We start from the raw sequence: 19833 nt of genomic DNA, 5'->3' as shown, positions 1-19833 counted from the left end.
CTTTAGTAACCCCGCGTTACTAAAAATACTAACCTCGTTATGCCACTGGCCTTTAAGTGTTTTTATAGCAGGAGAGGCACCTAGTCCTCTCTCAGCAGGTGGTGGGTAGATTGAAGCCAAAAAAGGTTATGAAACTCATTTCTTTCCTGCTTGTTGCGCTTGTTGCAGGTGCTGCAGGTGGCTACTTTGCCATGCTCTCACAGGAGAAACCTGCGCCGCAGGTGGAGACGAAGTACACTGTGGTCAACATCTCCGGGTCCCTTGAGGATGTGATTAACTCTGCGTACAGGAGTGTCTCACCCAGTGTGGTCCACATAACCTCGACGGTGCTGAGGCGCGGTTTCTTCTTTGAGATAATCCCACAGCGAGGCACAGGCTCCGGGATAGTGGTGAGCAGAGATGGCTATGTGCTCACAAACAACCACGTTATTGAAAATGCCGACCAGATTGAGGTTAAACTGAGCGACGGGGGAAACTACGAGGCTGAGCTGATAGGAAGCGACCCCACCAACGACATAGCAGTTATAAAAATTCTCAATCCCCCAGATAACCTGCAGGTCGCTCCTCTGGGCGACTCCTCCACGCTGCGCGTGGGCGACCTGGTGATAGCAATTGGCAACCCCTTTGGCCTCGACCGCACAGCTACAATGGGCATTGTGAGCTCTCTGAACAGGAGCATACGCAGCGAACAGGGCTACATAATGGAGGGGCTGATACAGACCGACGCCTCCATCAACCCCGGCAACTCGGGCGGACCTCTGGTGAACTCTCGTGGTGAGGTTATAGGTATAAACACCGCCATACTCTCCACCAGCGGGGGCAGCATAGGCATAGGCTTTGCGATACCCATCAACAGGGCCAGGGTTATAATGGAGAAGATTATCAGAGAGGACCGCGAGATAGAGCGTCGCCCGTGGCTGGGCATCTCTGGTATAACCGTCACCGAGGAACTCGCGCAGGCGCTCAACCTTCCTGTGCGAGAAGGTGCCATGGTGGTTGGTGTGGTGCGGGGCAGTCCCGCTGACAAAGCGGGGCTGCGTGGCGGCAACATGCAGGTAATATATCGCGGCTATGTGCTCACAATAGGGGGAGACATAATCGTAGCCATAGATGATGAGAGTGTCGCCTCCATGGAGGAGCTGGTGAAGATCATATCCTCTAAGAAGATTGGGCAGGAGGTGGAGATAACCTTCATACGTGGCGGAGAGGTTATGAAGACACATGCAAAGCTGGGTGGGAGAAAATGACCGAGGAACGTGTGCTCTACCGCAGGGTTCACGACATCTTCAGGAAGACGCTTGAAACCATTCAGGACCTGATAATAATAGGATTATCTATAATAGTCTTCTACGTCAGCCTTAAGGTGCTCATGAACATAGTCTCTGAGGTCTCTCAGGCCTTTGAATTCCAGCGCGTGGTTTCGGAGATACTGTATATAATGATACTGGTGGAGACCTACCGCATGCTCATAGTTTATCTGAAGGAGCACCGCGTTGCTGTGAGCTTCATGGCCGAGATTGCCCTTGTTGCGGTGCTCAGGGAGGTGATACTCACAGGAGCCCTTGAAATCCCGCCTCTCACCCTTGCAATGGCAACCCTGTTCATCCTAGCTCTGGTGTTTGTTATAAAGTTTACAGTAAGGGAGGAGCGCGCAGATATTGAGGAAAAGGGCTTCCTCCACACTGAACTCAGGGGTTTACTCAAGCGCAGCAAGGGTAAAAGGCGCTTTCGCGGTGTTTCAAAGTCGGGTAGGGCTCCAAAAGATTAAATTCGCCCTCGCTCTCTGGAGACATATTCCCTCTGCATGGCGTCGCGGTAGTACTCTGGCAATACATTAAAGGCGCAGAAGGGTATCGCCCTGAGGTCGGGGGTAACGTAGTGGATGGCGCATCTTTTAACCCTCGCGATGTCGTAGTTGTACAGGTCCATGAAGTGCATCATGCCTATAAACAGGGCGCTGTGGTGAAACTTCGCAAGGGCACGGTAGTCGTGGCGCACAAGTGCATTGAACAGGAGTGAGTAGAGGTTAAGCCCTCTTGGTGCTCTGGTGGTGTCTATGAAGTGCCCGATTCCTGAAATGAGCTTCATCCTCTCCACGAGCTTATTGGTTCCATTATTGAGCCGTTCTGCGCTCTCATTGAGATATTCCAGCAGGCCCTCAACGTCTATGAAGCGCGTTATGGGCACCAGCCTCTCTCCCTCCCTGAAAACATAAGTAGCCATGCCGCACGCGAAATGCGTAGAAAGCTCATACTGCTTCATCCCCGTCAGCGCTTCAACGATGTGAGAAATTGCAGTGATGCTGGGCACAGGGTAAAAGTCATCCCGTGCTATAGCACCGGCGGTCTGCTCCTCAAGGGCAAGAATAACGTCGGGTATGGTTATGCGGTGCTTCTCCCGCTCCTCCCTGGGCATTCGTCCCACCAGGGAGACTGGCTGGAAGTTGAGGCCCCGCACCACATCGAGGTTATTGAAGGCGAACTCCACCATCTCGCCGAGCTCGTGGTCGTTTACGCCGCGTATAACCGTTGGCACGAGCACAAGCTTCATGCCCGCGCTTCTCGCACTGCTCAGTATCTTTGGTATGTAGCGGTGGTTCTTGGGGTTTGTCCTTGCCGTAACCCCATCGAAGCTGAGGTATACGACACCCGCACCTGCATCGGCTATCGCCTTCGCGAGGGCGGCGTCCTCTGCAAGCTTTATTCCATTGGTGTTTAGCTGCACGTGATCAAAGCCCAGCTGCTTCGCGAGCTTGATAATCTCCACTATGTCTCTGCGCAGCGTGGGCTCACCGCCGGTTATCTGCAGAGCATTGCAGGGCACAGGCTTCTGCGCCTTGAGGTAGCGCAGCATGTGCTCTATGTCCCTTAGCGAGGGCTCATAAACGTAGCCGGCGCGCTCGGCGTAGTAGAAGCAGTACCAGCAGGCGAGATTGCAGCGGTTGGTCACCACCAGATTGGCTAAAGCTGTGTGGGAGAGGTGCGCTTCACAGGGACCACAGGAGAAGGGGCAGTGCCTCTCCAGCCTTGTGGAGGGGTTGGCGAAACCCTTGCCATCGTGGGCAAACCTGCGCGCCTTCTCATAAAGCTCATAATCTCCCCAGTAGAGGTCTTCAAAGCTTCCGTGCTCTTCGCAGCTCTTCCTTATGTAAACCCTGCCGTTGCGTTCAAAGACCTCAGCAGATAGCAGAGAGAGGCATTCCGGGCAGAGAGAAGAGGTGGTGGTGAGGAGTCTTTCAGCATACTTCTGTTCAGAGAGTTGCATGCTGTCACCTCCTTCATGCTTTAACACCTCTCGCAGTCAGAAGCTTTGGGAATTGCAGAAACCGTTGCAGCGCAACTAAATTGCAAAGTACGGCGAGGAGCAGAAGCACTGCAAAGAGCTGATTTGCTACGCCTGCAAGGAATATCAGGAAGAGTCTCATATCCCTGTTCATTAGCATATACCGCGTGCCTGTAAAAACTATGCCGCTCAGCTCAGCCTTTGATGTTGTATAGCTTATAGAATAGCTGCCAAGCATGGCAAGCCCACCAACCAGCCAAAGCCTCTCAGGGTCAGAGGCGATGATGCCTAGGATGATGAGCATATCCGCATACCTGTCCAGGGTTGCATCCAGAAAGGTGCCAAAGGGTGAGGTCATGCCCTTTAGGCGCGCCACCTCGCCGTCGCAGCCGTCTATGATAGATGAGAGCTGCGCAACTATCCCGGCGATAATGCTGTAACCCAGGGCGAAAAGAGCGCCTGAGAGGGCTCCAAGCAGAAAGCTGAACATCGACAGCATGTTGGGTGTAACGGATGTGTTTACGAGTATACGGGATATTCTCAGTGAGAACTTCCTGTTTATGTGCCTTGAAATCAGTCCATCTGTGGGTTTAATCAGACGGCGCAGAAGCTCATCCTCGGCGCGCCTGAGCTCCTCCTGAGTATCCACATCCAGCCAGAAGTAGCCGGTGACATCGAGAGCCTTCAACCTTCGCTTTGAGACAAGCTTTCTCATCACATCGGTAACAGAAAATCTTCCAGTGAAGCTTCTCGCCGCCTCGACCACCTCACTGGTGCAGTAGAAGATGCCGGTGTCGAGGGCATTGTACTCCTTGAGCTCCTTTCCAATGCGGATTATCTCATGAGTGTCCTCAACCAGAACCTTTGTCGCCTCTTCCACATTGCGGCCCTCAAGATTTCTGTCAATACAGAGGGTGGTTGCAGCTGGTTCCGAATCTATGAGCCTTGAAACCATGGCGGGGTCGAAGATGTGGTCGCTCATCACCAGCACAAAGGGCGAGCCCCGTGCAGCCTCTGAGCCCCTGAGCAGAGAATAGCCGCTCCCCCGTTCAACGTCGTCATTGTAAACCAGCTTTGCTCTGCCCTCCAGGTGAGCCTTAACCCGGGGGTCACTGTAAACGACGATAATATCCTCTATTCCGGCCTCCTTCAGGCAGGTCATGACGCGGTCTATCAATGCCCTGCCCAGAAGCCTTACGAGAGGTTTGGGGAGGCCTAGGCCAAGCCTCTCCCCTCTTCCAGCAGCTAGGATAACTGCCTTCATCGCATCCTCAGTCTTCAAGCGCCAGCTCTGGTGCCACCTTGCTCAGCGCAGTTTCTTTTATGAACTCCTCCACCATCTGCTTGGCCACGACATCGGGGTACTGTACCGGTGGATGTTTGAAGAAGTACGCACTCACACCCTCAAGGGGGCCTGCAATGCCATTGTCCAGAGCCAGCTTGGTGGCACGTATTGCGTCTACGGCCACGCCTGCGCTGTTGGGGGAATCCTCCACTGAGAGGTTCACCTGTATTGTCACCGGAACATCGCCGAACTTCTTCCCTTTCACAAATATGAAGGCCTGTTTGTTGTCGTTTAGGAAGGGCACGTAGTCGCTTGGACCTATTCGGGTGGGTATCTCGTAGTCCACAACGCTGGTAACTGCTTCTGTCTTGCTTATGCGCTTCGACTTCAACCTGCTCTCCTGGAGCATGTTCAGGAAGTCTGTGTTGCCGCCTATGTTGAGCTGGTAGGTTTCTTCCACCTTCACCCCTCTATCCTTGAGGAGCTGCACCAGGGTGCGGTGGAGTATTGTGGCGCCAACCTGCGACTTTATGTCGTCTCCTGCCACAGGCAGCCCTGCGCGGGTGAACTTCTCGGCCCACTGCCTGTCGCTTGCTATGAACTCCGGGATGCAGTTAACAAAGCCGCAGCCCGCGTCTATTGCTGCCTGGGCGAAGTAGCGCGTTGCCTCTGCGCTGCCCACAGGCAGGAAGTTCACAAGGACGTCTGCGTTAACTTCCTCCAGCACCTTTGCGACATCCACCGGCCTCTGATGGCTGCTCACCGGCACAACATCACGCAGGTACTTTCCTATACCGTCCAGCACTGGAGCCTTCAGCACCTCAACGCCAAGCTCTGGTACGTCGCAGAACTTGACTGTGCAGTTGGGCTCTGTGAAAATGGCATCGCTCAGGTCTCTGCCAACCTTGTTGGCATTCACGTCGAAAGCCGCGACGAATTTAATGTCGCGGATGTGGTAGCCGCCGAAGTTTACATGCATCAACCCAGGGATGGACTCTTCGTCCTTTACATCCCTGTAGTATTCCACCCCCTGTACCAGCGAGGAAGCACAGTTTCCAACCCCAGCTATTGCTACTCTTACTTCACTCATTTTGTCACCTCCTCTAATGTTTAGACTAACAAATTAGCCGCGTTTCAAATTGCGCCAGTTATGGCAACAACATCACACAGTTATGTTTCAGGTATGTTGTTGAATTTAATGCCCTTTCCCAGCCCAATGATTCTGAGAATTGAGCGTTTCTCAGATTTATCCAGGTTTAATTCTTCAATAACCCCCCTTCCAGCTCTCCTTATCTCATCCAGCACATCTTCTGCCTTATGGAGAGCATTCTCATAAAATATTATCTCCTTCTTTACATCTTCGGCAATTTTTGCCAGTGCGGCGATTCGCTTGAGGGGGTCGGAGATAGCCATCGCACTCTCCAGACGGAGGGTATGCACATCGCCCGCCAGTCCTCCCCTTCCTCCAAAGGAGCTTGTCCTCACCCTCATGGAGAACTCCTCTGGTGAGATGTCTACTTTGAGCTGAATGTGGTCGATGATCTCATAGTACTTCCTGGGTCTGCCCCGTTTTATCTTCTCCTCCTCCACTGTTAATATGTTAGCCCTTTTCATTGAATCAAGATGCCTGGAAAGCGCCATCTTTTCCACTCCTGTCTCTCTGCTCAGTTCAGAGAGGCATCTGGGCTCTTCACTAACCAGCTTAATTATCTCTCTCCTGGTACGATTGCCCAGAATATCGAGGAGTTCATCTGCGCGCATTTTTCCACATTATGTTACCTTAATATCAACGGAAAGGTTTATTGTATCTTACGCTTCTGCCCTTCTTTTCTCTCTGTAGTCGTCGTATCCAATCCATGCAATCACCAGGCCAGCGAGCAGCAGGGCGATGCCGAAGCACGCTGCAAATGCGGCGAGCAGAGCACGCCAGAAGGGTACCAGCGTGCCTGTGGAGAGCACATCGCTGAGCACTGGCACACGGACAAAATACCACGCTATGCCAACGACAATCAGCACCACCCCGGAGAACATCCTTACGATTTCTCCGCCCATTTACACCGCCTCCAGAAGCTTTTGGAGCAGGTAACATGTTAAAAATTTTTACAACATAATGTTACCATAATCAGGCACTACTCCCTGATAACCCTAACCTTCATAATCCTCCTCCCCCTCATCTTTTCAACCCTGAGCTTAACGCCATTTATCTCCACCTCATCTCCGGGGGATGGGATTCTACCCAGGGTGTTGAACACGAGCCCGCCGACGGTGTCGAACTCCTCTTCAGGCAGGCTTAGGTCCAGAGCATCATTAACATCATGGATGCTCATTCGCGCATCCACAATTGCCTGCCTGTCGTCGATGTGCTCCAGCGGCTCCTCCTCGGCGATATCGTATTCGTCCTTTATCTCTCCCACGATTTCCTCAAGGACATCCTCCAGCGTAACCATGCCCTCGGTGCCCCCGTATTCATCCACAACTATCGCAATCTGCACCTTTTTCTGCTGGAACTCCTGCAGCAGGTCGTCCAGCTTCTTGGTCTCCGGCACGAAGTACGCGGGGCGAATAATCTCACGCAGAGACTCTGGTTTCCTGGCTCCTGAGTTGAGGTACTTGAGCAGGTCCTTGGCGTAGAGGATGCCCACTATATTGTCTATGCTCTCCTCATACACAGGTATCCGGGAGTGCCCTGTCTCAAGCACAAGCTTCCTTGCCTCTTCTATGCTCTCATTCACATCAATGCACTTCATGTCAATGCGCGGCACCATAATGTCCTTGACATCCGTCTCCCCGAACTCGAAGATGCCCGAGATCATCTCCTTCTCTTCCTTCTCAATGGCGCCCACCTCTTCGCCGACCTCCACCAGCATCTTCAGCTCCTCCTCTGTGATAAAGGGTCCTGCCCTTACCTCGCCGCCAAAGCTTCGCACCAGGAACTTGGCAAACTTTGAGAGCAGCAAAACGAGCGGGGAGAGGAGCTTCATCATAATATAGATGGGCCTCGCCACCATGAGCGCAACCTTTTCTGCGTTTGTTGCAGAGAAGCTTTTCGGTGTTATCTCACCAAAAAGGAGCACTATAAGTGTGACCACGCCGGTGGCTATGCCTATCCCCTTGCTCCCAAATGCATCTATTGCAAGGGAGGTTGCCAGCGAGGCGGCAGTTATGTTCACCAGATTGTTGCCTACAAGTATGGTAACTATTACCCTGTTGGGATGCTTTATAAGATTGAGGAGAATCTGGGCCCTGGCATCGCCCTCCTTTGCAAGCTTATTCACCTTTGCCCTGCTCACAGACAGGTAGGCAGTTTCAGAGCCGGAGAAGAATCCAGATAAAAGGAAAAGTAATGCCAAGGCTACAATCTCACCGTACCAGAGCGCTTCAGGCACTTACTTTATTCCTCCTGGAGGAGCAACCCCTCTATACCAGTTGAACATCTTATAACAACTTAATAGAAAAAAGGAATATAAAAATTTATGCCTACTTCTCAAGAAGCACTGCATTAACACTTCCGTCCTGCCCGGGGCGCGAAGTAACCCTTGCCTCACCAAGCTCAGTGAGGATTATCGCCCCCTTGGTTATTATGTGTCTCCTCACGTAGTGAGGGTTTGCCTTATTTTCAATCACTCTCTTTATCTCTGCCTTCTGAGTTTTTCCGGTCCTGGGATCAACCACATTCGCATACTTGGTCTCAAAAAGCCTGACCTTTATGTTACCCCCACGCGTCCGTATAACCTTGGCGCGCACCTTGCCTATTCTGGTCTCTGCCTGCCCTCTGCCAAGCTCATACTTGCGCTTCTTTCTGAAGTGCTTGTACCTGCCGCCGGTGATTTTTCTTACGGACCTGCCTTGCCATATTGCCATGAAAATTTCCTCCAATAAGAATGAGCGAAATCAAGGGACTGTTGGCGGGATAACCACTTAAAATTTTTTGGAATTCACCTGCTGTAATCAGCCACATTCGGTTTGATATTACTCAGGCTTCGGCAAGGGTGAGTTCTCCAGCTTCAATTGGGTGTAAAGAGAGCTTACCTTCGTGGAACTTCTTCATTATATTATCTATTTTTCTTGAAATTTCGGGTGTGAAGTATGCCTCTCCACATTCATCGCATATGTAAGCAGGAATCTCTTTAATAGATATTATTCTCCCCTCAACCTCCACAACAATATCAGTCACATCTCTTTTTAGGTTACCTTTACATAAACTGCATTTTTCTGGTTTCATCTTAAAATCTCCTGATTCTATAATTTATCCATTTTCTCTCCTTGCATGCTTTGATATGAAAAACTTCTCATCGCAGATATATCTCTTAATAGTTTCAAAATTTAAAAACACTACTCATTCATCCCCCGTACACCCTGTCCAGAATCTCCCTGGCGCCCCTATCGAGCAGCGCCTCCGCGGCGGCTTTGCCGAGATTTTCCGCTTCGCTCAAGCTGTCCTTAAGCTTAACCTCCACGCGTTCGCCTCCATCCGGCGAGAGCACAACAGCAAGCATGCTGAGCGTGTTACCTTCAACCTCCGTGTATGCGCCCAGCGGTACCTGGCATCCTCCGCCCAGAGCGCGGAGAAGTGCGCGCTCCGCTGTCACTCTGACAAGGCTCTCCTCGTGGTTTATCGCATTGAGGTAGTCCATAACCTCGGCGCCTCTCCTCGCAACCACGGCGATTGCACCCTGACCCACACTCGGCGTGAAGTGCTCCACCGGTAGAGTCTGGGTTATCTCCTGCTCAAATCCAAGGCGTTTTAGCCCGGCCTTTGCCATGATGATGGCATCGTACTCACCAGCCTTTAACTTCCTGAGTCTCGTGTCCACATTTCCGCGAAGATTTTTGACCTCAAGGTCAGGGCGGAAGTTTTTAACCTCCGCGATTCTGCGCATGCTGCTGGTGCCTATCACAGCGCCCTCGGGCAGCTCCTCTATGCCCAGCCCTTCGCGGGATATAAGTGCGTCGTTCACCTCCTCCCTCTCAGGTGTTGCAGCGATGGTGAGCTCGGGCAAAAGCTCAGTGGGCACATCCTTCATGCTGTGCACAGCGAGGTGAACTCTCCCTCTTGCCACAGCCTCGTCTATCTCCTTTACAAACAAACCCTTGCCGCCTATCTTGGCGAGGGGGGCATCGCGAAGCTTGTCGCCGGTGGTTTTGATTATCTCCATCTCAAACTCCAGCCCGGGAAAATGCTCCCTGAGCAGGGAGGCTATGTATTCGCTCTGCCACAGCGCAAGCTTGCTGCCGCGGGTGCCTATTCTGAGTCTCATTTCAGTGCCCTCAGCGCTTCCTCTGCCTTCTCCAGCGTTTTGTCTATGTCCTCCTCGCTGTGGGCATAGCTAAGGAAGTTGCACTCATACTGCGAGGGCGGGATAAACACTCCGCGATGAAGCATCTCCTGCTGATAGCGCAGAAACATTTCGGCATTCGCTTCAAGTGCTGAGGCGTAGTCGTACACCTCACCCCGGGCGAAGTACATCTGGAACATAGATTCTACGCCGTATACTCGCGTCTCAAATCCTGCATCCTGGCTCACTTCCTCCAAACCCCTGCGCATGCGCTTTCCAAGCTCAGCCAGCCTGCGGTAGACCTTGCCCTTCTCCAGCTCTGCAATGGTCGCCATACCTGCGGCCATGCTCAGCGGGTTGCCGTTGAATGTGCCCGCCTGGTAAACCTTACCCACCGGCGAGAAGTTCTCCATAATTTCGCGGGAGGCGGTGATTATGCCTATCGGCAAACCTCCACCAGCGATCTTGCCCAGTGTGGTTATATCCGGCACAACTCCGTAGTACTCCTGCGCGCCACCCAGGCAGAGCCTGAAGCCAGTGATAACCTCATCGAAAATCAGCATCGCCCCTGCCTCGGCGGTAATTTCGCGCAGGAACTTCAGGTAGCCCTCCCCGGGCAGAATACAGCCAGCGTTGCCTATTATGGGCTCCAGGATTACCGCCGCTATCTCCTCCCCGTGCTCTTTAAAAAGCCCCTCCATCGCTTCCCTGTCGTTGAAGGGCGCCAGCAGGGTGTTGCTGGTGGTTTCTTCGGGTATACCCGCCGAGGTGGGAACGCCGTGCGTTGTAGCTCCGCTTCCCGCCTTGACCAGGACATAGTCGTGAGCGCCGTGAAAGGCACCCTCAAACTTGACAATCTTCTTCCTGCCGGTTACCCCTCGCGCCAGGCGAATCGCTGCCATTGTCGCCTCTGTGCCGGTGTTCACAAAACGCACCATCTCTGCGCTGGGCACCGCCCTGACTATGCGCTTTGCAAACTCCAGCTCCAGCTCAGTGGGCGTGCCGTAGGCAGAGCCGCGCTCAATCTGCTCCTTAACAGCCTGCACAACGCCAGGGGGAGCATGCCCCAGTATCAGCGGACCATAGGCTAGGCAGTAGTCGATGTAGCTGTTGCCGTCGACATCATATAGCCTTGACCCCTCACCTCGAGCTGTGAAGAAGGGATAGGGCTTCATAGCCCTCACAGGCGAGTTCACCCCGCCCACGAGGTAGCGCCTCGCCTCATTGAAAAGTTCCTCAGAACGCTGCATCTACTCACCTCTCTCCAACCACGTAGCGACGTCCTTTGCATGGTAGGTTAGAATCATATCTGCGCCGGCGCGCTTTATCGATGTAAGAATCTCCATCACCAGGCTCTTCTCGTCTATGTACCCCTTCTTTGCGGCGGCCTTTACCATCGCATACTCGCCGCTCACATTGTACGCTGCGGTGGGCATGCGGAATTGCTCCTTTACCCTTCTGATTACATCGAGGTAGGCAAGCGCTGGCTTGACCATAACAATGTCTGCACCTTCCAGGATGTCCAGATAGACCTCCCTCAAAGCTTCGCTGGCATTTGCAGGGTCCATCTGGTAGCTCCGTCTGTCCCCAAAGGCAGGTGCACTCTTTGCAGCTTCGCGGAAGGGGCCATAGAAGGAGGAAGCATACTTGGCAGCATAGCTCAGTATCGCCACATTTTCATAGCCAGCGTCGTCAAGCGCCTCGCGAATCTTTGCCACGCGCCCATCCATCATGTCGCTTGGGGCAACAATATCTGCCCCCGCCTCCGCGTGGGACACGGCCTCCTTTGCGAGCAGCTCCAGGGTAGGGTCATTCAGCACCTCTCCCTCCTCAACAACACCGCAGTGCCCGTGGGAGGTGTACTCGCACAGGCAGACGTCTGTTATAACCACCAGGTCATCGCCAACTTCATCTTTTATCTCACCCACTGCGCGCTGTATTATCCCCTCTCTGTTGTATGCCTCACTCCCCTCCTCGTCCTTGTGCAAGGGTATGCCGAAGAGTATCACCGCCGGTATTTCCAGACTGGCCACCTCCAGCGCTTCATCGCGCACCTCGCTGAGCGGCAGGCGGTACTGCGAGGGCATACTTGCGATTTCCACGCGCTCCTCTATGCCCTCGTCAACAAAGATGGGATAGATGAGGTCGTTCTTTGTAAGTACAGTCTCCCTGACCATATCCCTTATGATGGGGGTCCTCCTGAGCCTCCTCATCCTCCGCGTTGGAAAACCTCCTGCACCCATGTCATCCACCTCTAAACCACTTCTCAGCCACCTTTACCGCCTCCTGGTCACCCTGCTCCGCGGACCTGCGTATATTCTCTGCTATTGGGGAGGTGAGCCGGTTTACAAGCACCCGCGTAAGGTCGTCTATAATGCGCCTCTCCCTCTCTCCCAAGCCATTCCCAAGCCTGCGCATCGCCTTGCCGAGTTCCCTCTGGCGAACCATCTCCGCCTCTTTGAATATGTCGCGTATCAACCCCTCCACGTCGATACGGTAGAGCTGCCCCAAAAGCAGTGCCATCTCCCTCTCTATAATCTCCTCTACCTTTACTATCTCCTTCTCTCTAGCCTTCCTGTTGCGTTCCGCCATCTCACGAAGCCCATCTATGTTAAAGAGGCGCACCCCCGGCAGTGTCACCACATCCTCGCTAACATCGCGGGGTATTGCGACGTCGATTATTACAAGCTCGCTGTTATTTCCCCTGCGAGCCTCCTCCAGAAGCTCTCTCGTGATTATAGCGTTTGGCGAACTTGTGGCGGTGATTATAAGGTCGCTCTCGGCAATCGCATCTCGCAGCGCATTGAACTCAATTGCCTTGCCACCAAGTTCCTCGGCGAGCTTGCTTGCCCTCTTGTGGGTTCTGTTCACCACCAGAATCGACTTAAGCCTGTACTCAGCAAGTGATTTTGCGACAAGCTTGCCCATTTCGCCAGCACCGATAAGCAGTGCCACCTTCCCCTCGAGGGTGCCGAGTGCCTTCTCCGCCAGCTCCACGGCGGCACTGCCTATTGACACCGCGCCCTTGTTTATGTTCGTCTTCGTCCTTACAAGCTGCCCCACGTGCAGTGCCTTTGTGAAAACCTTCTCAAAGAAGGGTCCCACGGTTCCCAGCGCTTTTGCGAGGTTATACGAATCCCTCACCTGCCCCAGAATCTGGTCCTCGCCCACAATCATGGATTCTATTCCCGCGGCGAGGCGAAGCAGGTGCCGCAGCGCGTCATTATGGTACTCTACCTCCATGGCGTCATGAAGCTTTGCCGAGAACTCGACAATATGCTTTGTGAGCAGGTCGGGCGGAATGCAGGCTTCATCGCTGTGTTCAAAAGCCTTACGCGTGCGCATGCGTGAGATGACATCCTCCATCAGGTAGTCTACGATGTCGTGGTATGCGAGGGTTACATCCTCAGCCGCAGCAAAAATCTCAACCCTGTTGCAGGTCTGGATTATGACGCACTCCTTAACAGAGCGCAGGGCATGGATATCTTTAAGAGCCTTCTTGACATCAGGGAAGGCAAAAACCTCCAGCGTGGCAACATCAGCGCGGTGGTGGGTTACCCTAATATTGACGGTGTGCATCTCAAGCCTCCAGATACTTAAGCCCAAGGGCCTTCGCCCCTTCTAGGTCGCCCCTTCTCAGCATCTCAAGAATTCTCTCATCACGAGCAATTGCCCTGAGCATCCTTTTCCTGTCCTTTTGCTCATCTATTCTGCGCTTCAAAGCTTCTCTCAAAAATTCCTGTAATTCTACCAAGAGAATATCTTCTTGTGTCAGGGCTTTTTTTAATCTCCTTTTTATTATTTTCGCAACTGCAGGGCTTTTGCCGTGGGTGGACACTGCGATAATAACATCATCCACTTCAAAGGAGGCAGGTACGATGAAGTCGGCAACAGCGTCGCTGCGATTCACCAGCCTGCCCTCGCTTCTCGCCTGAGCAGCTATTGCCTCGTTGAGCTTTGCCCTATCAGTGGCTGCGAAGACCAGAAGAGCACCGCGCATGTGCTGCGCTATGCTGGCCTCGCTCAGCTCCGCCTCGATTAACCTTAGATTCTTCCCGCTGAGCCTTTTGAGCCTTGACGAAAAGCTCCTGCTGACCACCTTAACCTCTGCTCCAGCGCTGAGAAGCTTGGCCACCCTTCGTTCAGCAACCTTACCCCCTCCGAAGACCACCACTCGCTTGCCGCGCAGGTTGAGCATCACCGGAAACATAGCAGCTTCCCCTTTTCCATGAGCTTCTCCTCGTCGAGCCACACATCCGGGTTGAGCATGACTCCGTCGAGGTGCACCTCAGCCCTGGTATTGCCGCCGAAGGTGTGGTTGTCGCCAAAGGCTACGTGGATTGTACGGAAAGCCTTCTCATCCTCGAGCACATTGCCCATAACCCTTGCCCTTGGATTTACACCTATCCCTATCTCCGCCACATTGCTTGCATTTGCATAGCGCTGGAAGAGTGCGCTTATCCTGCCTTCATCGCCCTCTACCTCAGCTGCCCTCCCCTCGACTACGCGTATCCTCAAGGGTTCAGCAAGCTTCCCGAGTATTCCGAAGGAGCCGTCGAAGACGAGCACGCCCTCGCTCTCGCCCTCCACCGGCGCTATAAAAGCCTCACCAGCCGGGAGGTTCCCGAAGTCTCCTCGCTTTGTGAGTATACCCGTATCAGCCAGCGCCTTCCTGCCCTTCAGGCTTGCTTCGAAGTCTGTGCCTCGCGCGGTTTTAATGCGAATTCTCTCGGCCTTGGTTAGCCTCTCTGCCACCTCTTCAGCAAGGCGCTTAACCTCGCGGTAGTCGGCAAGCATTCCACCTGAGGTGAGCATCTCCAGAGTAATTCCAGGAAGCGTCGCCACTCTCGCCCCTGCCTCGCATGCGCGCTTTCTCGCTGAGGTATGGCTCAGCGACTTGCTCGTGGGCGCGAGAACCACATCCGCATACCTCATCGCCTCTGCCACAACGCGGGGCGGCTCCTCGCCGTGCATTGAGCGTGGTTTCATCCTGAGCACGAGTACCTCATCGCTCAGCTCGCGGAGGGCGCCCTCTATAAGCCTTGCAACCTCAAGCATCCCATCGTCGGTGACCAGAAGAACCTCTTCCTTGCGCCCAATCCCCAGGGTGGTTTTGAATATCTCTGCAAGCTCCTGCATGAATTTTAAATTTTACTTCAACGCTTATATCCCTTACTGAGGCTCCCCACGTTGAGGTAGAATTTTATACAGATGTGAGTGTGAGGTAAATAGTAGGTGTTGCCATGAACAGCAGGGCGCTGGTATACATAATATTCTCAGCCGTCTTATTCGGAATCACCCCGCCTGTGGCCAAAATTCTTGTCAGGGATATTCCTCCTGTTGCCCTTGCTGGCTTTCTCTATCTCGGCGCCTTTCTGGGTCTGTGCTTATTCTTGGCAGGCGAAAGGGTTATGGGTGTGGAGAGAGGGCTGTATCTGAACAGACGGGATCTGCCGTGGCTGGCGGGTGCCATAGTTACCGGCGGAGTGCTCGCGCCCATCCTGTTGATGAAGGGCTTAACTCTGGTTTCTGGCTTTGCAGCCTCCCTGTTGCTCAACCTTGAGGGTGCTGCCACCGCACTCATCGCATTTTTGCTCTTCAGGGAGCATGCGGGGAGGCACTTCTGGGCGGCGCTCGCATTCATAAGCATAGGCGGTGTGTTCCTTACCTGGGACTCTACCTCCGGGCAGTTCAACCTTCTGGGCTCGCTGCTTGTGGTTCTTGCCATGTTCTTCTGGGGTATGGACAACAACTTAACCAGCATGATATCTGACAGGGACCCCATCCTTATAGCCATGAGCAAGGGTCTGGTGGGCGGGCTGATATCCCTGGGTATAGCTGCTCACCTTGGTGTGGATTTCCCTTTTACAGAGGCAACATTGGTGGCTCTGCTTCTGGGTGCTTTCAGCTACGGCCTAAGCCTGGTGCTTTTCATCATGGCGCTTCAGGGTCTGGGAGCGGCGAGAACAGGGGCATTTTTCAGCCTTGCACCCTTTGTGGGCGCAGCTGTTTCTGTTCTGCTTCTTGGTGAGTGGATGGGCTGGGCCATGCTACCGGGTGCTGTGCTTATGGGCGCGGGTGCTGTGCTTATGGTGATTGAGAGGCATGGCCACATGCACAGGCATGACAGGGTGGTGCATGAGCATTATCATGTGCATGACGATGGGCATCACACCCATGAGCACGAGGGTGAGCTGGGGTATCATAACCATGAGCACGTCCATGAGGAGACTGCGCACGCCCACATCCACTGCCCGGATACGCACCACAGGCACTCCCATTGAGTGCGGGCAAAACTTTATATGAGACCTGCATCATATGATGCACTTGTCATGAAAAGGCTTATGGAGCAAATTGGGAAAGCGGTGAAAGGTAGGATAAGGGAGGCGGAATTAAGCCACCTTGAGAATGAAATCCGGAAATGCATACTCAGGGGGTTTGCGAGCAGGGGCAGAGCCCCCACCCCTGAGGAAATCGCGGCACAGCTGGCTCTGCCCATCGACACAGTCAGCAAAGCCATAGAAAAGCTTGGAAATGCCGACATCCTGCGGAGCAGGGGAGGTCATATCATATCCGCGTATCCCTTTTCAGCTGTTGGCACACACCACAGGGTGATTTTTGAGGATGGGCATGAGGTATATGCTCTATGCGCCACTGACGCCCTCGGCGTGCACTTCATGCTGGGTGAGGATATAACCGTACTCTCAACCTGCCCTGAATGCAAAGATGAAATAAGGATTGCAGTCAGGGAGGGCAGGATAACCTCCATAACCCCCGAGGACGCTGTTGAATTTGTTGCCGAGAGGGAGAGGTGTGGATGCACAGCAGAAACCCTGTGCCCCTTCATCAACTTCTTCTGCTCCCGGGAGCATCTGCTGGCATGGAGATTGAAAAATCCAGAATACAGGGATGGGGAGGCCTATTCACCCGACGAAGCCCTGGAACACGGCAAAGCCATATTTGGAGATTTTTTGGAATTATGATGTACGAATCATTCAAACTCTTCGCAGGCGTGCTTGCGAACCGCACCCGCTTCGACATAGTGATGCAGCTCATGGAGAGGGAGATGTCAGTACTCGAGCTGTGCGACGCTCTGGGGTATGAGCAGAGCAGGGTATCCCACAACCTGAGGTGCCTCCTCAACTGCGGTTTTGTGGATGTGGAGCGGCAGGGCAGGAGGCGAGTGTACCGCCTTGCCCCTGAGATTAGGGAGCTGATATCAGGAATTAGGAACCACATCCAGCTCTACGAAGGCCGGCTCAGGCAGTGCGGTATTCTGAGGGAGGAGGCTGTAACGCCTGCGGAGCTGCTAAGATGAAGAAAGTCGGGATAATATCTGAATGGGAGGTGAAGGGAAATGTCTGAGAAGGTTTGCAAAAGCTGCGGGAGCACTGGCATGAAGGTGCTTCCCCTTACCATGGGAGTGCACATAAAGGAGGAGAACTGGGATAGAATAGATGGAGGCTTCTACTTCTGCCCCTCGGGAGAGTGCGATGTGGTGTACTTCAACAACGCCACAGGGGTCTACCTCACTATAGGGGAGGTAAAGACGAGGATTGGAATCAAGGAAAGCTCGCCACCCGGGCCTCTGTGCTACTGCAACCGGGTTACTGAGGAGATGCTGAGGCAGGCGATTATCGAGGAAAAGTGCTGCTCCACCCTCGATGAGGTCCAGGAGGTGACAAAGGCAGGGAAGGGCAAGTGGTGTCTGACCACGAACCCCTCGGGCAGGTGCTGCGAGTGGTACCTCAAGGACATAATACGCGGGTACCTCGGCCAGGTGGAGGTGAAGGCTCAGAGGAAGGCGAAGGAGGAGCAGGCCTTTAAGAAGCTGGTGCTGAAGGTTACCGGAATGACCTGCCAGGGCTGCGTGGGCGTTATCAAGGGTCACCTTGAGGCGGGTGGAGCGAAAGATGTGAGGGTGTCCTTCAGCGAGGGTAAGGCGGAGATGCTTGTGCCTCAGGGCGAGAGCGCTGAGAAGTTTGTGAAGGCAGTCGAAAATGCGGGGTATGGTGCAGAGGTTGCTGGGGAGTGAACCACTTTCACTTTCCCGGCGCTATACCAAGCCTTAAATATCCAGCAGCAAAAGTTTCCCTGGTGATCCAATGGAGATAAAGCGCGCTTCGACAGGGGTTAAGGGTCTGGATGAGCGCATAGGAGGCGGCCTGCCCACGCCCGGTGTTATTCTTGTCGCCGGTGAGCCCGGCACTGGAAAGACCACGTTGTGTATGCAGTGCCTCTTTCATGGCGCCCGGCTTGGAGAGCCGGGGCTCTACATCACCGCAATCTCGGAGCCTGTGGACCAGATTCACAGGTATATGGCGAGCTACCGCTTCTATGACCGCCGCCTCGTGGACGAGGGCCTGGTGAAGTTTCTTGATATAAGCGAGGTGCTCATGAAAAATGGTGCTCGCAGGGCACTGGACATGAGCATCGACTTTATACGCCGGAGCGACGCTCGCAGGGTTGTTATAGATTCAATAACTCCCTTCTCCTACACCTTCACAGAGCCCCAGGACTATCGCCGCTTCCTGCACGAGCTGTTTACGGTGCTCAAAGCCATGGAGACACTTACCCTGCTTGTGGCGGAGTTCTCTCCCGAGGCGACGACGATGCCTGAGAGCTACATGGCTGATGGGGTTATACACCTCTATCTGCAGCAGGGTGAGACGCCCTCCACATTCAAACCCGGGCTGCAGGTGCGCAAGCTCAAGGGTACAGACCACCCCAAGGATATCCTCCGCCTGGGATTCACGCGGGAGGGGATACGGGTGCTGGAGTAGTACCACCCTGCACTCGCCCTGTACCTGCTCAGACTTTCTCCTTCAGCCAGCTTCTTGAAGATGTAGAGGTTTCCGAAAATATAAATTACTCAGACCACACTCTGATACATGATGGATATTGAAGCAATAAGGAGAAAGAAGCTATGACATGTGCTATCTGTGGGGGAAGGTTGAAGGAAGACAGGGTGAAAGTCGAGCTGTGGGTAAAGGATGAGCTTATTGTGATTGAGGATGTCCCAGCTAGAGTGTGTGAAGCCTGCGGCGAGAAGTATTTCTCTGCAGAGGTATCAAAAACGATAGATTATCTGATTTCTGCCCGCCCCAAAGCCAAAAAGAGGCTGGATGTACCTGTTTTTACTTTCAAGGAAGCACAGGCAACTGTCTAGCGCCACCTCATGCTGTGCTTAAACTTGCTCGCTCTTTCTCCTTCAGCCAGCTTCCTGAAGATATAGAGGTGCTCATGCGCTATGAGCAGGAAGTCATACCTGCCGCGCCACCTTTCGCGAGTTGCCTTCATCTTCCACTGGAGTTTTATTACCTCCTCGCGCAGCACAAAACCAGCTTCGAGAAAGGCGAGGAGCACCCTCGTGGCTATGGGCACGTAGTGCCTGTGCTTGCGCGTGTCGCCGATGAGCAGGGCGCAGTGCTTTCCCGGCTTTAGCACGCGGTAGCATTCCTCAGCGACGCTGCGCATCTCCTCCACGTACTCCTCCAGCTTTAGCGCAGACAAATCGCCTGGCAGTCGCTTTGCTGAGTAGGAGATTATCCCGGCGTAGGGCGGGTGCGTTGCGATGAGGTCCACGCTCTCGTCCTGGATTAAATTAAGGTTGCGGGCGTCGCCCACATAGGTTCTTATCTCAGGCTCTTCGTACTCCTCATCCAGAGGCGAGTAGGAGAAGTTAAGCCTATTCCGCGTTACCATTATCGCCTCAGGGTTTATGTCCACGGCGATGCAGCGTCTCTGCAGAAGCTTGCACTCCACCGCCGTTGTGCCCGAGCCCACCATCTGATCCAGCACAAGCTCGCCTTTCTCTGTGTAGCGCAGAATGAGGTTTCTGGGAATGTAGGGCGACCAGTTGCCCCGGTAGTTTCCTCTGTGAGTTGCCCAGTCCCCGCGCTCTGGAAAGCTCCAAACCGTCGTGGTCTCAAGCTTAAAATCCTTCGGGGCGAATTTTTTTATAATATGCCGCTCTGGAAGGGCGACCTT

At 53.7% G+C, this 19833-nt stretch carries 23 protein-coding genes; 8 read left to right on the top strand and 15 right to left on the bottom strand.

The window, feature by feature from the left end; all coding sequences use genetic code 11:
• The first annotated feature begins 128 nt into the window (after nt 1-128).
• Nucleotides 129-1247: a S1C family serine protease gene (locus tag ACXJJW_RS00210; RefSeq protein WP_456473704.1), complete on the top strand. Its 1119-nt coding sequence runs from the start codon at nt 129-131 to the stop codon at nt 1245-1247.
• Entirely contained in the window at nt 1244-1768 is a 525-nt protein-coding gene (locus ACXJJW_RS00205; protein ID WP_456473703.1) for a phosphate-starvation-inducible PsiE family protein, read from the top strand. Before ACXJJW_RS00210 ends, ACXJJW_RS00205 begins: the two co-directional genes overlap by 4 nt.
• Here ACXJJW_RS00205 and tes read toward each other — a convergent pair.
• The 14 genes from tes to ACXJJW_RS00135 form a co-directional block, all read right to left on the bottom strand.
• Nucleotides 1765-3264, bottom strand: a complete 1500-nt coding sequence (tes, locus tag ACXJJW_RS00200) for a tetraether lipid synthase Tes (protein ID WP_456473702.1) — start codon at nt 3262-3264, stop codon at nt 1765-1767. The genes ACXJJW_RS00205 and tes overlap by 4 nt on opposite strands.
• Before the next feature lie 13 nt (nt 3265-3277).
• Entirely contained in the window at nt 3278-4564 is a 1287-nt protein-coding gene (locus tag ACXJJW_RS00195) for an NTP transferase domain-containing protein (protein WP_456473701.1), read from the bottom strand.
• The gene (locus ACXJJW_RS00190; protein ID WP_456473700.1) at nt 4554-5657 is read right to left on the bottom strand and encodes an inositol-3-phosphate synthase; all 1104 of its coding nucleotides are present in this window, start codon (nt 5655-5657) and stop codon (nt 4554-4556) included. Before ACXJJW_RS00190 ends, ACXJJW_RS00195 begins: the two co-directional genes overlap by 11 nt.
• An 80-nt stretch (nt 5658-5737) precedes the next feature.
• Nucleotides 5738-6328 carry an ArsR/SmtB family transcription factor gene (locus ACXJJW_RS00185; RefSeq protein WP_456473699.1) on the bottom strand — a complete coding sequence of 197 codons (591 nt, stop codon included), beginning with the start codon at nt 6326-6328 and terminating at the stop codon, nt 5738-5740.
• Nucleotides 6329-6376: 48 nt separating this feature from the next.
• Entirely contained in the window at nt 6377-6619 is a 243-nt protein-coding gene (locus ACXJJW_RS00180; RefSeq protein ID WP_456473698.1) for a hypothetical protein, read from the bottom strand.
• 77 nt (nt 6620-6696) lie between these two features.
• Nucleotides 6697-7953, bottom strand: coding sequence for a hemolysin family protein (locus tag ACXJJW_RS00175; RefSeq protein WP_456473697.1), 1257 nt, complete (start codon nt 7951-7953; stop codon nt 6697-6699).
• Nucleotides 7954-8044: 91 nt separating this feature from the next.
• The gene (locus tag ACXJJW_RS00170; RefSeq protein WP_456473696.1) at nt 8045-8428 is read right to left on the bottom strand and encodes a 30S ribosomal protein S8e; all 384 of its coding nucleotides are present in this window, start codon (nt 8426-8428) and stop codon (nt 8045-8047) included.
• A 112-nt stretch (nt 8429-8540) separates the two neighbouring features.
• Nucleotides 8541-8789 carry a type II toxin-antitoxin system MqsA family antitoxin gene (locus ACXJJW_RS00165; protein ID WP_456473695.1) on the bottom strand — a complete coding sequence of 83 codons (249 nt, stop codon included), beginning with the start codon at nt 8787-8789 and terminating at the stop codon, nt 8541-8543.
• Nucleotides 8790-8907: 118 nt separating this feature from the next.
• Nucleotides 8908-9825 carry a hydroxymethylbilane synthase gene (hemC, locus tag ACXJJW_RS00160; RefSeq protein ID WP_456473694.1) on the bottom strand — a complete coding sequence of 306 codons (918 nt, stop codon included), beginning with the start codon at nt 9823-9825 and terminating at the stop codon, nt 8908-8910.
• Nucleotides 9822-11093, bottom strand: a complete 1272-nt coding sequence (gene hemL / locus ACXJJW_RS00155) for a glutamate-1-semialdehyde 2,1-aminomutase (RefSeq protein ID WP_456473693.1) — start codon at nt 11091-11093, stop codon at nt 9822-9824. Before hemL ends, hemC begins: the two co-directional genes overlap by 4 nt.
• Complete coding sequence (hemB, locus tag ACXJJW_RS00150) at nt 11094-12086, bottom strand: porphobilinogen synthase (protein WP_456473692.1); 993 nt, start codon at nt 12084-12086, stop codon at nt 11094-11096.
• A 1-nt stretch (nt 12087) separates the two neighbouring features.
• Entirely contained in the window at nt 12088-13449 is a 1362-nt protein-coding gene (hemA, locus tag ACXJJW_RS00145; protein ID WP_456473691.1) for a glutamyl-tRNA reductase, read from the bottom strand.
• Entirely contained in the window at nt 13424-14053 is a 630-nt protein-coding gene (locus tag ACXJJW_RS00140) for a precorrin-2 dehydrogenase/sirohydrochlorin ferrochelatase family protein (protein ID WP_456473690.1), read from the bottom strand. The genes hemA and ACXJJW_RS00140 overlap by 26 nt, the downstream gene beginning before the upstream one ends.
• Nucleotides 14041-14982, bottom strand: a complete 942-nt coding sequence (locus tag ACXJJW_RS00135; protein ID WP_456473689.1) for an aminopeptidase — start codon at nt 14980-14982, stop codon at nt 14041-14043. The genes ACXJJW_RS00140 and ACXJJW_RS00135 overlap by 13 nt, the downstream gene beginning before the upstream one ends.
• 104 nt (nt 14983-15086) lie before the next feature.
• Here ACXJJW_RS00135 and ACXJJW_RS00130 point away from each other — a divergent pair, with 104 nt between their 5' ends.
• The 6 genes from ACXJJW_RS00130 to ACXJJW_RS00105 all read left to right on the top strand — a co-directional run bounded on the left by ACXJJW_RS00130 (nt 15087) and on the right by ACXJJW_RS00105 (nt 19012).
• The gene (locus ACXJJW_RS00130) at nt 15087-16127 is read left to right on the top strand and encodes a DMT family transporter (RefSeq protein WP_456473688.1); all 1041 of its coding nucleotides are present in this window, start codon (nt 15087-15089) and stop codon (nt 16125-16127) included.
• Nucleotides 16128-16175: 48 nt separating this feature from the next.
• Nucleotides 16176-16826, top strand: a complete 651-nt coding sequence (gene merB, locus ACXJJW_RS00125; RefSeq protein WP_456473687.1) for an organomercurial lyase — start codon at nt 16176-16178, stop codon at nt 16824-16826.
• Nucleotides 16823-17161 (top strand): ArsR/SmtB family transcription factor, encoded by a 339-nt coding sequence (locus tag ACXJJW_RS00120; protein WP_456473686.1) that lies wholly within the window; start codon nt 16823-16825, stop codon nt 17159-17161. Before merB ends, ACXJJW_RS00120 begins: the two co-directional genes overlap by 4 nt.
• A gap of 39 nt (nt 17162-17200) precedes the next feature.
• Complete coding sequence (locus tag ACXJJW_RS00115) at nt 17201-17878, top strand: (2Fe-2S)-binding protein (protein WP_456473685.1); 678 nt, start codon at nt 17201-17203, stop codon at nt 17876-17878.
• 70 nt (nt 17879-17948) lie between these two features.
• The gene (locus tag ACXJJW_RS00110; protein ID WP_456473684.1) at nt 17949-18626 is read left to right on the top strand and encodes an RAD55 family ATPase; all 678 of its coding nucleotides are present in this window, start codon (nt 17949-17951) and stop codon (nt 18624-18626) included.
• A gap of 143 nt (nt 18627-18769) precedes the next feature.
• The gene (locus tag ACXJJW_RS00105) at nt 18770-19012 is read left to right on the top strand and encodes a type II toxin-antitoxin system MqsA family antitoxin (protein WP_456473683.1); all 243 of its coding nucleotides are present in this window, start codon (nt 18770-18772) and stop codon (nt 19010-19012) included.
• Here ACXJJW_RS00105 and ACXJJW_RS00100 read toward each other — a convergent pair.
• Nucleotides 19009-19809: a TRM11 family SAM-dependent methyltransferase gene (locus ACXJJW_RS00100; protein WP_456473705.1), complete on the bottom strand. Its 801-nt coding sequence runs from the start codon at nt 19807-19809 to the stop codon at nt 19009-19011. The two genes, ACXJJW_RS00105 and ACXJJW_RS00100, sit on opposite strands and share 4 nt — an antisense overlap.
• Between the last annotated feature and the right edge of the window lie 24 nt (nt 19810-19833).

This window comes from Candidatus Pyrohabitans sp. (genome assembly GCF_054014795.1).
The sequence above is the reverse complement of the archived record's forward strand: the minus strand, read 5'-3'. Positions and strand labels throughout refer to the sequence as shown.

Coding starts and splice junctions, on each gene's coding strand:
- ACXJJW_RS00180 (WP_456473698.1), bottom strand. CDS start 6,619: ATGGGCGGAGAAATCGTAAGGATGTTCTCCGGGGTGGTGCTGATTGTC.
- ACXJJW_RS00130 (WP_456473688.1), top strand. CDS start 15,087: ATGAACAGCAGGGCGCTGGTATACATAATATTCTCAGCCGTCTTATTC.
- ACXJJW_RS00135 (WP_456473689.1), bottom strand. CDS start 14,982: ATGCAGGAGCTTGCAGAGATATTCAAAACCACCCTGGGGATTGGGCGC.
- hemC (WP_456473694.1), bottom strand. CDS start 9,825: ATGAGACTCAGAATAGGCACCCGCGGCAGCAAGCTTGCGCTGTGGCAG.
- ACXJJW_RS00115 (WP_456473685.1), top strand. CDS start 17,201: ATGTCTGAGAAGGTTTGCAAAAGCTGCGGGAGCACTGGCATGAAGGTG.
- hemB (WP_456473692.1), bottom strand. CDS start 12,086: ATGGGTGCAGGAGGTTTTCCAACGCGGAGGATGAGGAGGCTCAGGAGG.
- tes (WP_456473702.1), bottom strand. CDS start 3,264: ATGCAACTCTCTGAACAGAAGTATGCTGAAAGACTCCTCACCACCACC.
- ACXJJW_RS00105 (WP_456473683.1), top strand. CDS start 18,770: ATGACATGTGCTATCTGTGGGGGAAGGTTGAAGGAAGACAGGGTGAAA.
- ACXJJW_RS00170 (WP_456473696.1), bottom strand. CDS start 8,428: ATGGCAATATGGCAAGGCAGGTCCGTAAGAAAAATCACCGGCGGCAGG.
- ACXJJW_RS00210 (WP_456473704.1), top strand. CDS start 129: ATGAAACTCATTTCTTTCCTGCTTGTTGCGCTTGTTGCAGGTGCTGCA.
- ACXJJW_RS00185 (WP_456473699.1), bottom strand. CDS start 6,328: ATGCGCGCAGATGAACTCCTCGATATTCTGGGCAATCGTACCAGGAGA.
- merB (WP_456473687.1), top strand. CDS start 16,176: ATGAAAAGGCTTATGGAGCAAATTGGGAAAGCGGTGAAAGGTAGGATA.
- ACXJJW_RS00120 (WP_456473686.1), top strand. CDS start 16,823: ATGATGTACGAATCATTCAAACTCTTCGCAGGCGTGCTTGCGAACCGC.
- ACXJJW_RS00110 (WP_456473684.1), top strand. CDS start 17,949: ATGGAGATAAAGCGCGCTTCGACAGGGGTTAAGGGTCTGGATGAGCGC.
- ACXJJW_RS00205 (WP_456473703.1), top strand. CDS start 1,244: ATGACCGAGGAACGTGTGCTCTACCGCAGGGTTCACGACATCTTCAGG.
- ACXJJW_RS00140 (WP_456473690.1), bottom strand. CDS start 14,053: ATGTTTCCGGTGATGCTCAACCTGCGCGGCAAGCGAGTGGTGGTCTTC.
- ACXJJW_RS00190 (WP_456473700.1), bottom strand. CDS start 5,657: ATGAGTGAAGTAAGAGTAGCAATAGCTGGGGTTGGAAACTGTGCTTCC.
- hemL (WP_456473693.1), bottom strand. CDS start 11,093: ATGCAGCGTTCTGAGGAACTTTTCAATGAGGCGAGGCGCTACCTCGTG.
- ACXJJW_RS00165 (WP_456473695.1), bottom strand. CDS start 8,789: ATGAAACCAGAAAAATGCAGTTTATGTAAAGGTAACCTAAAAAGAGAT.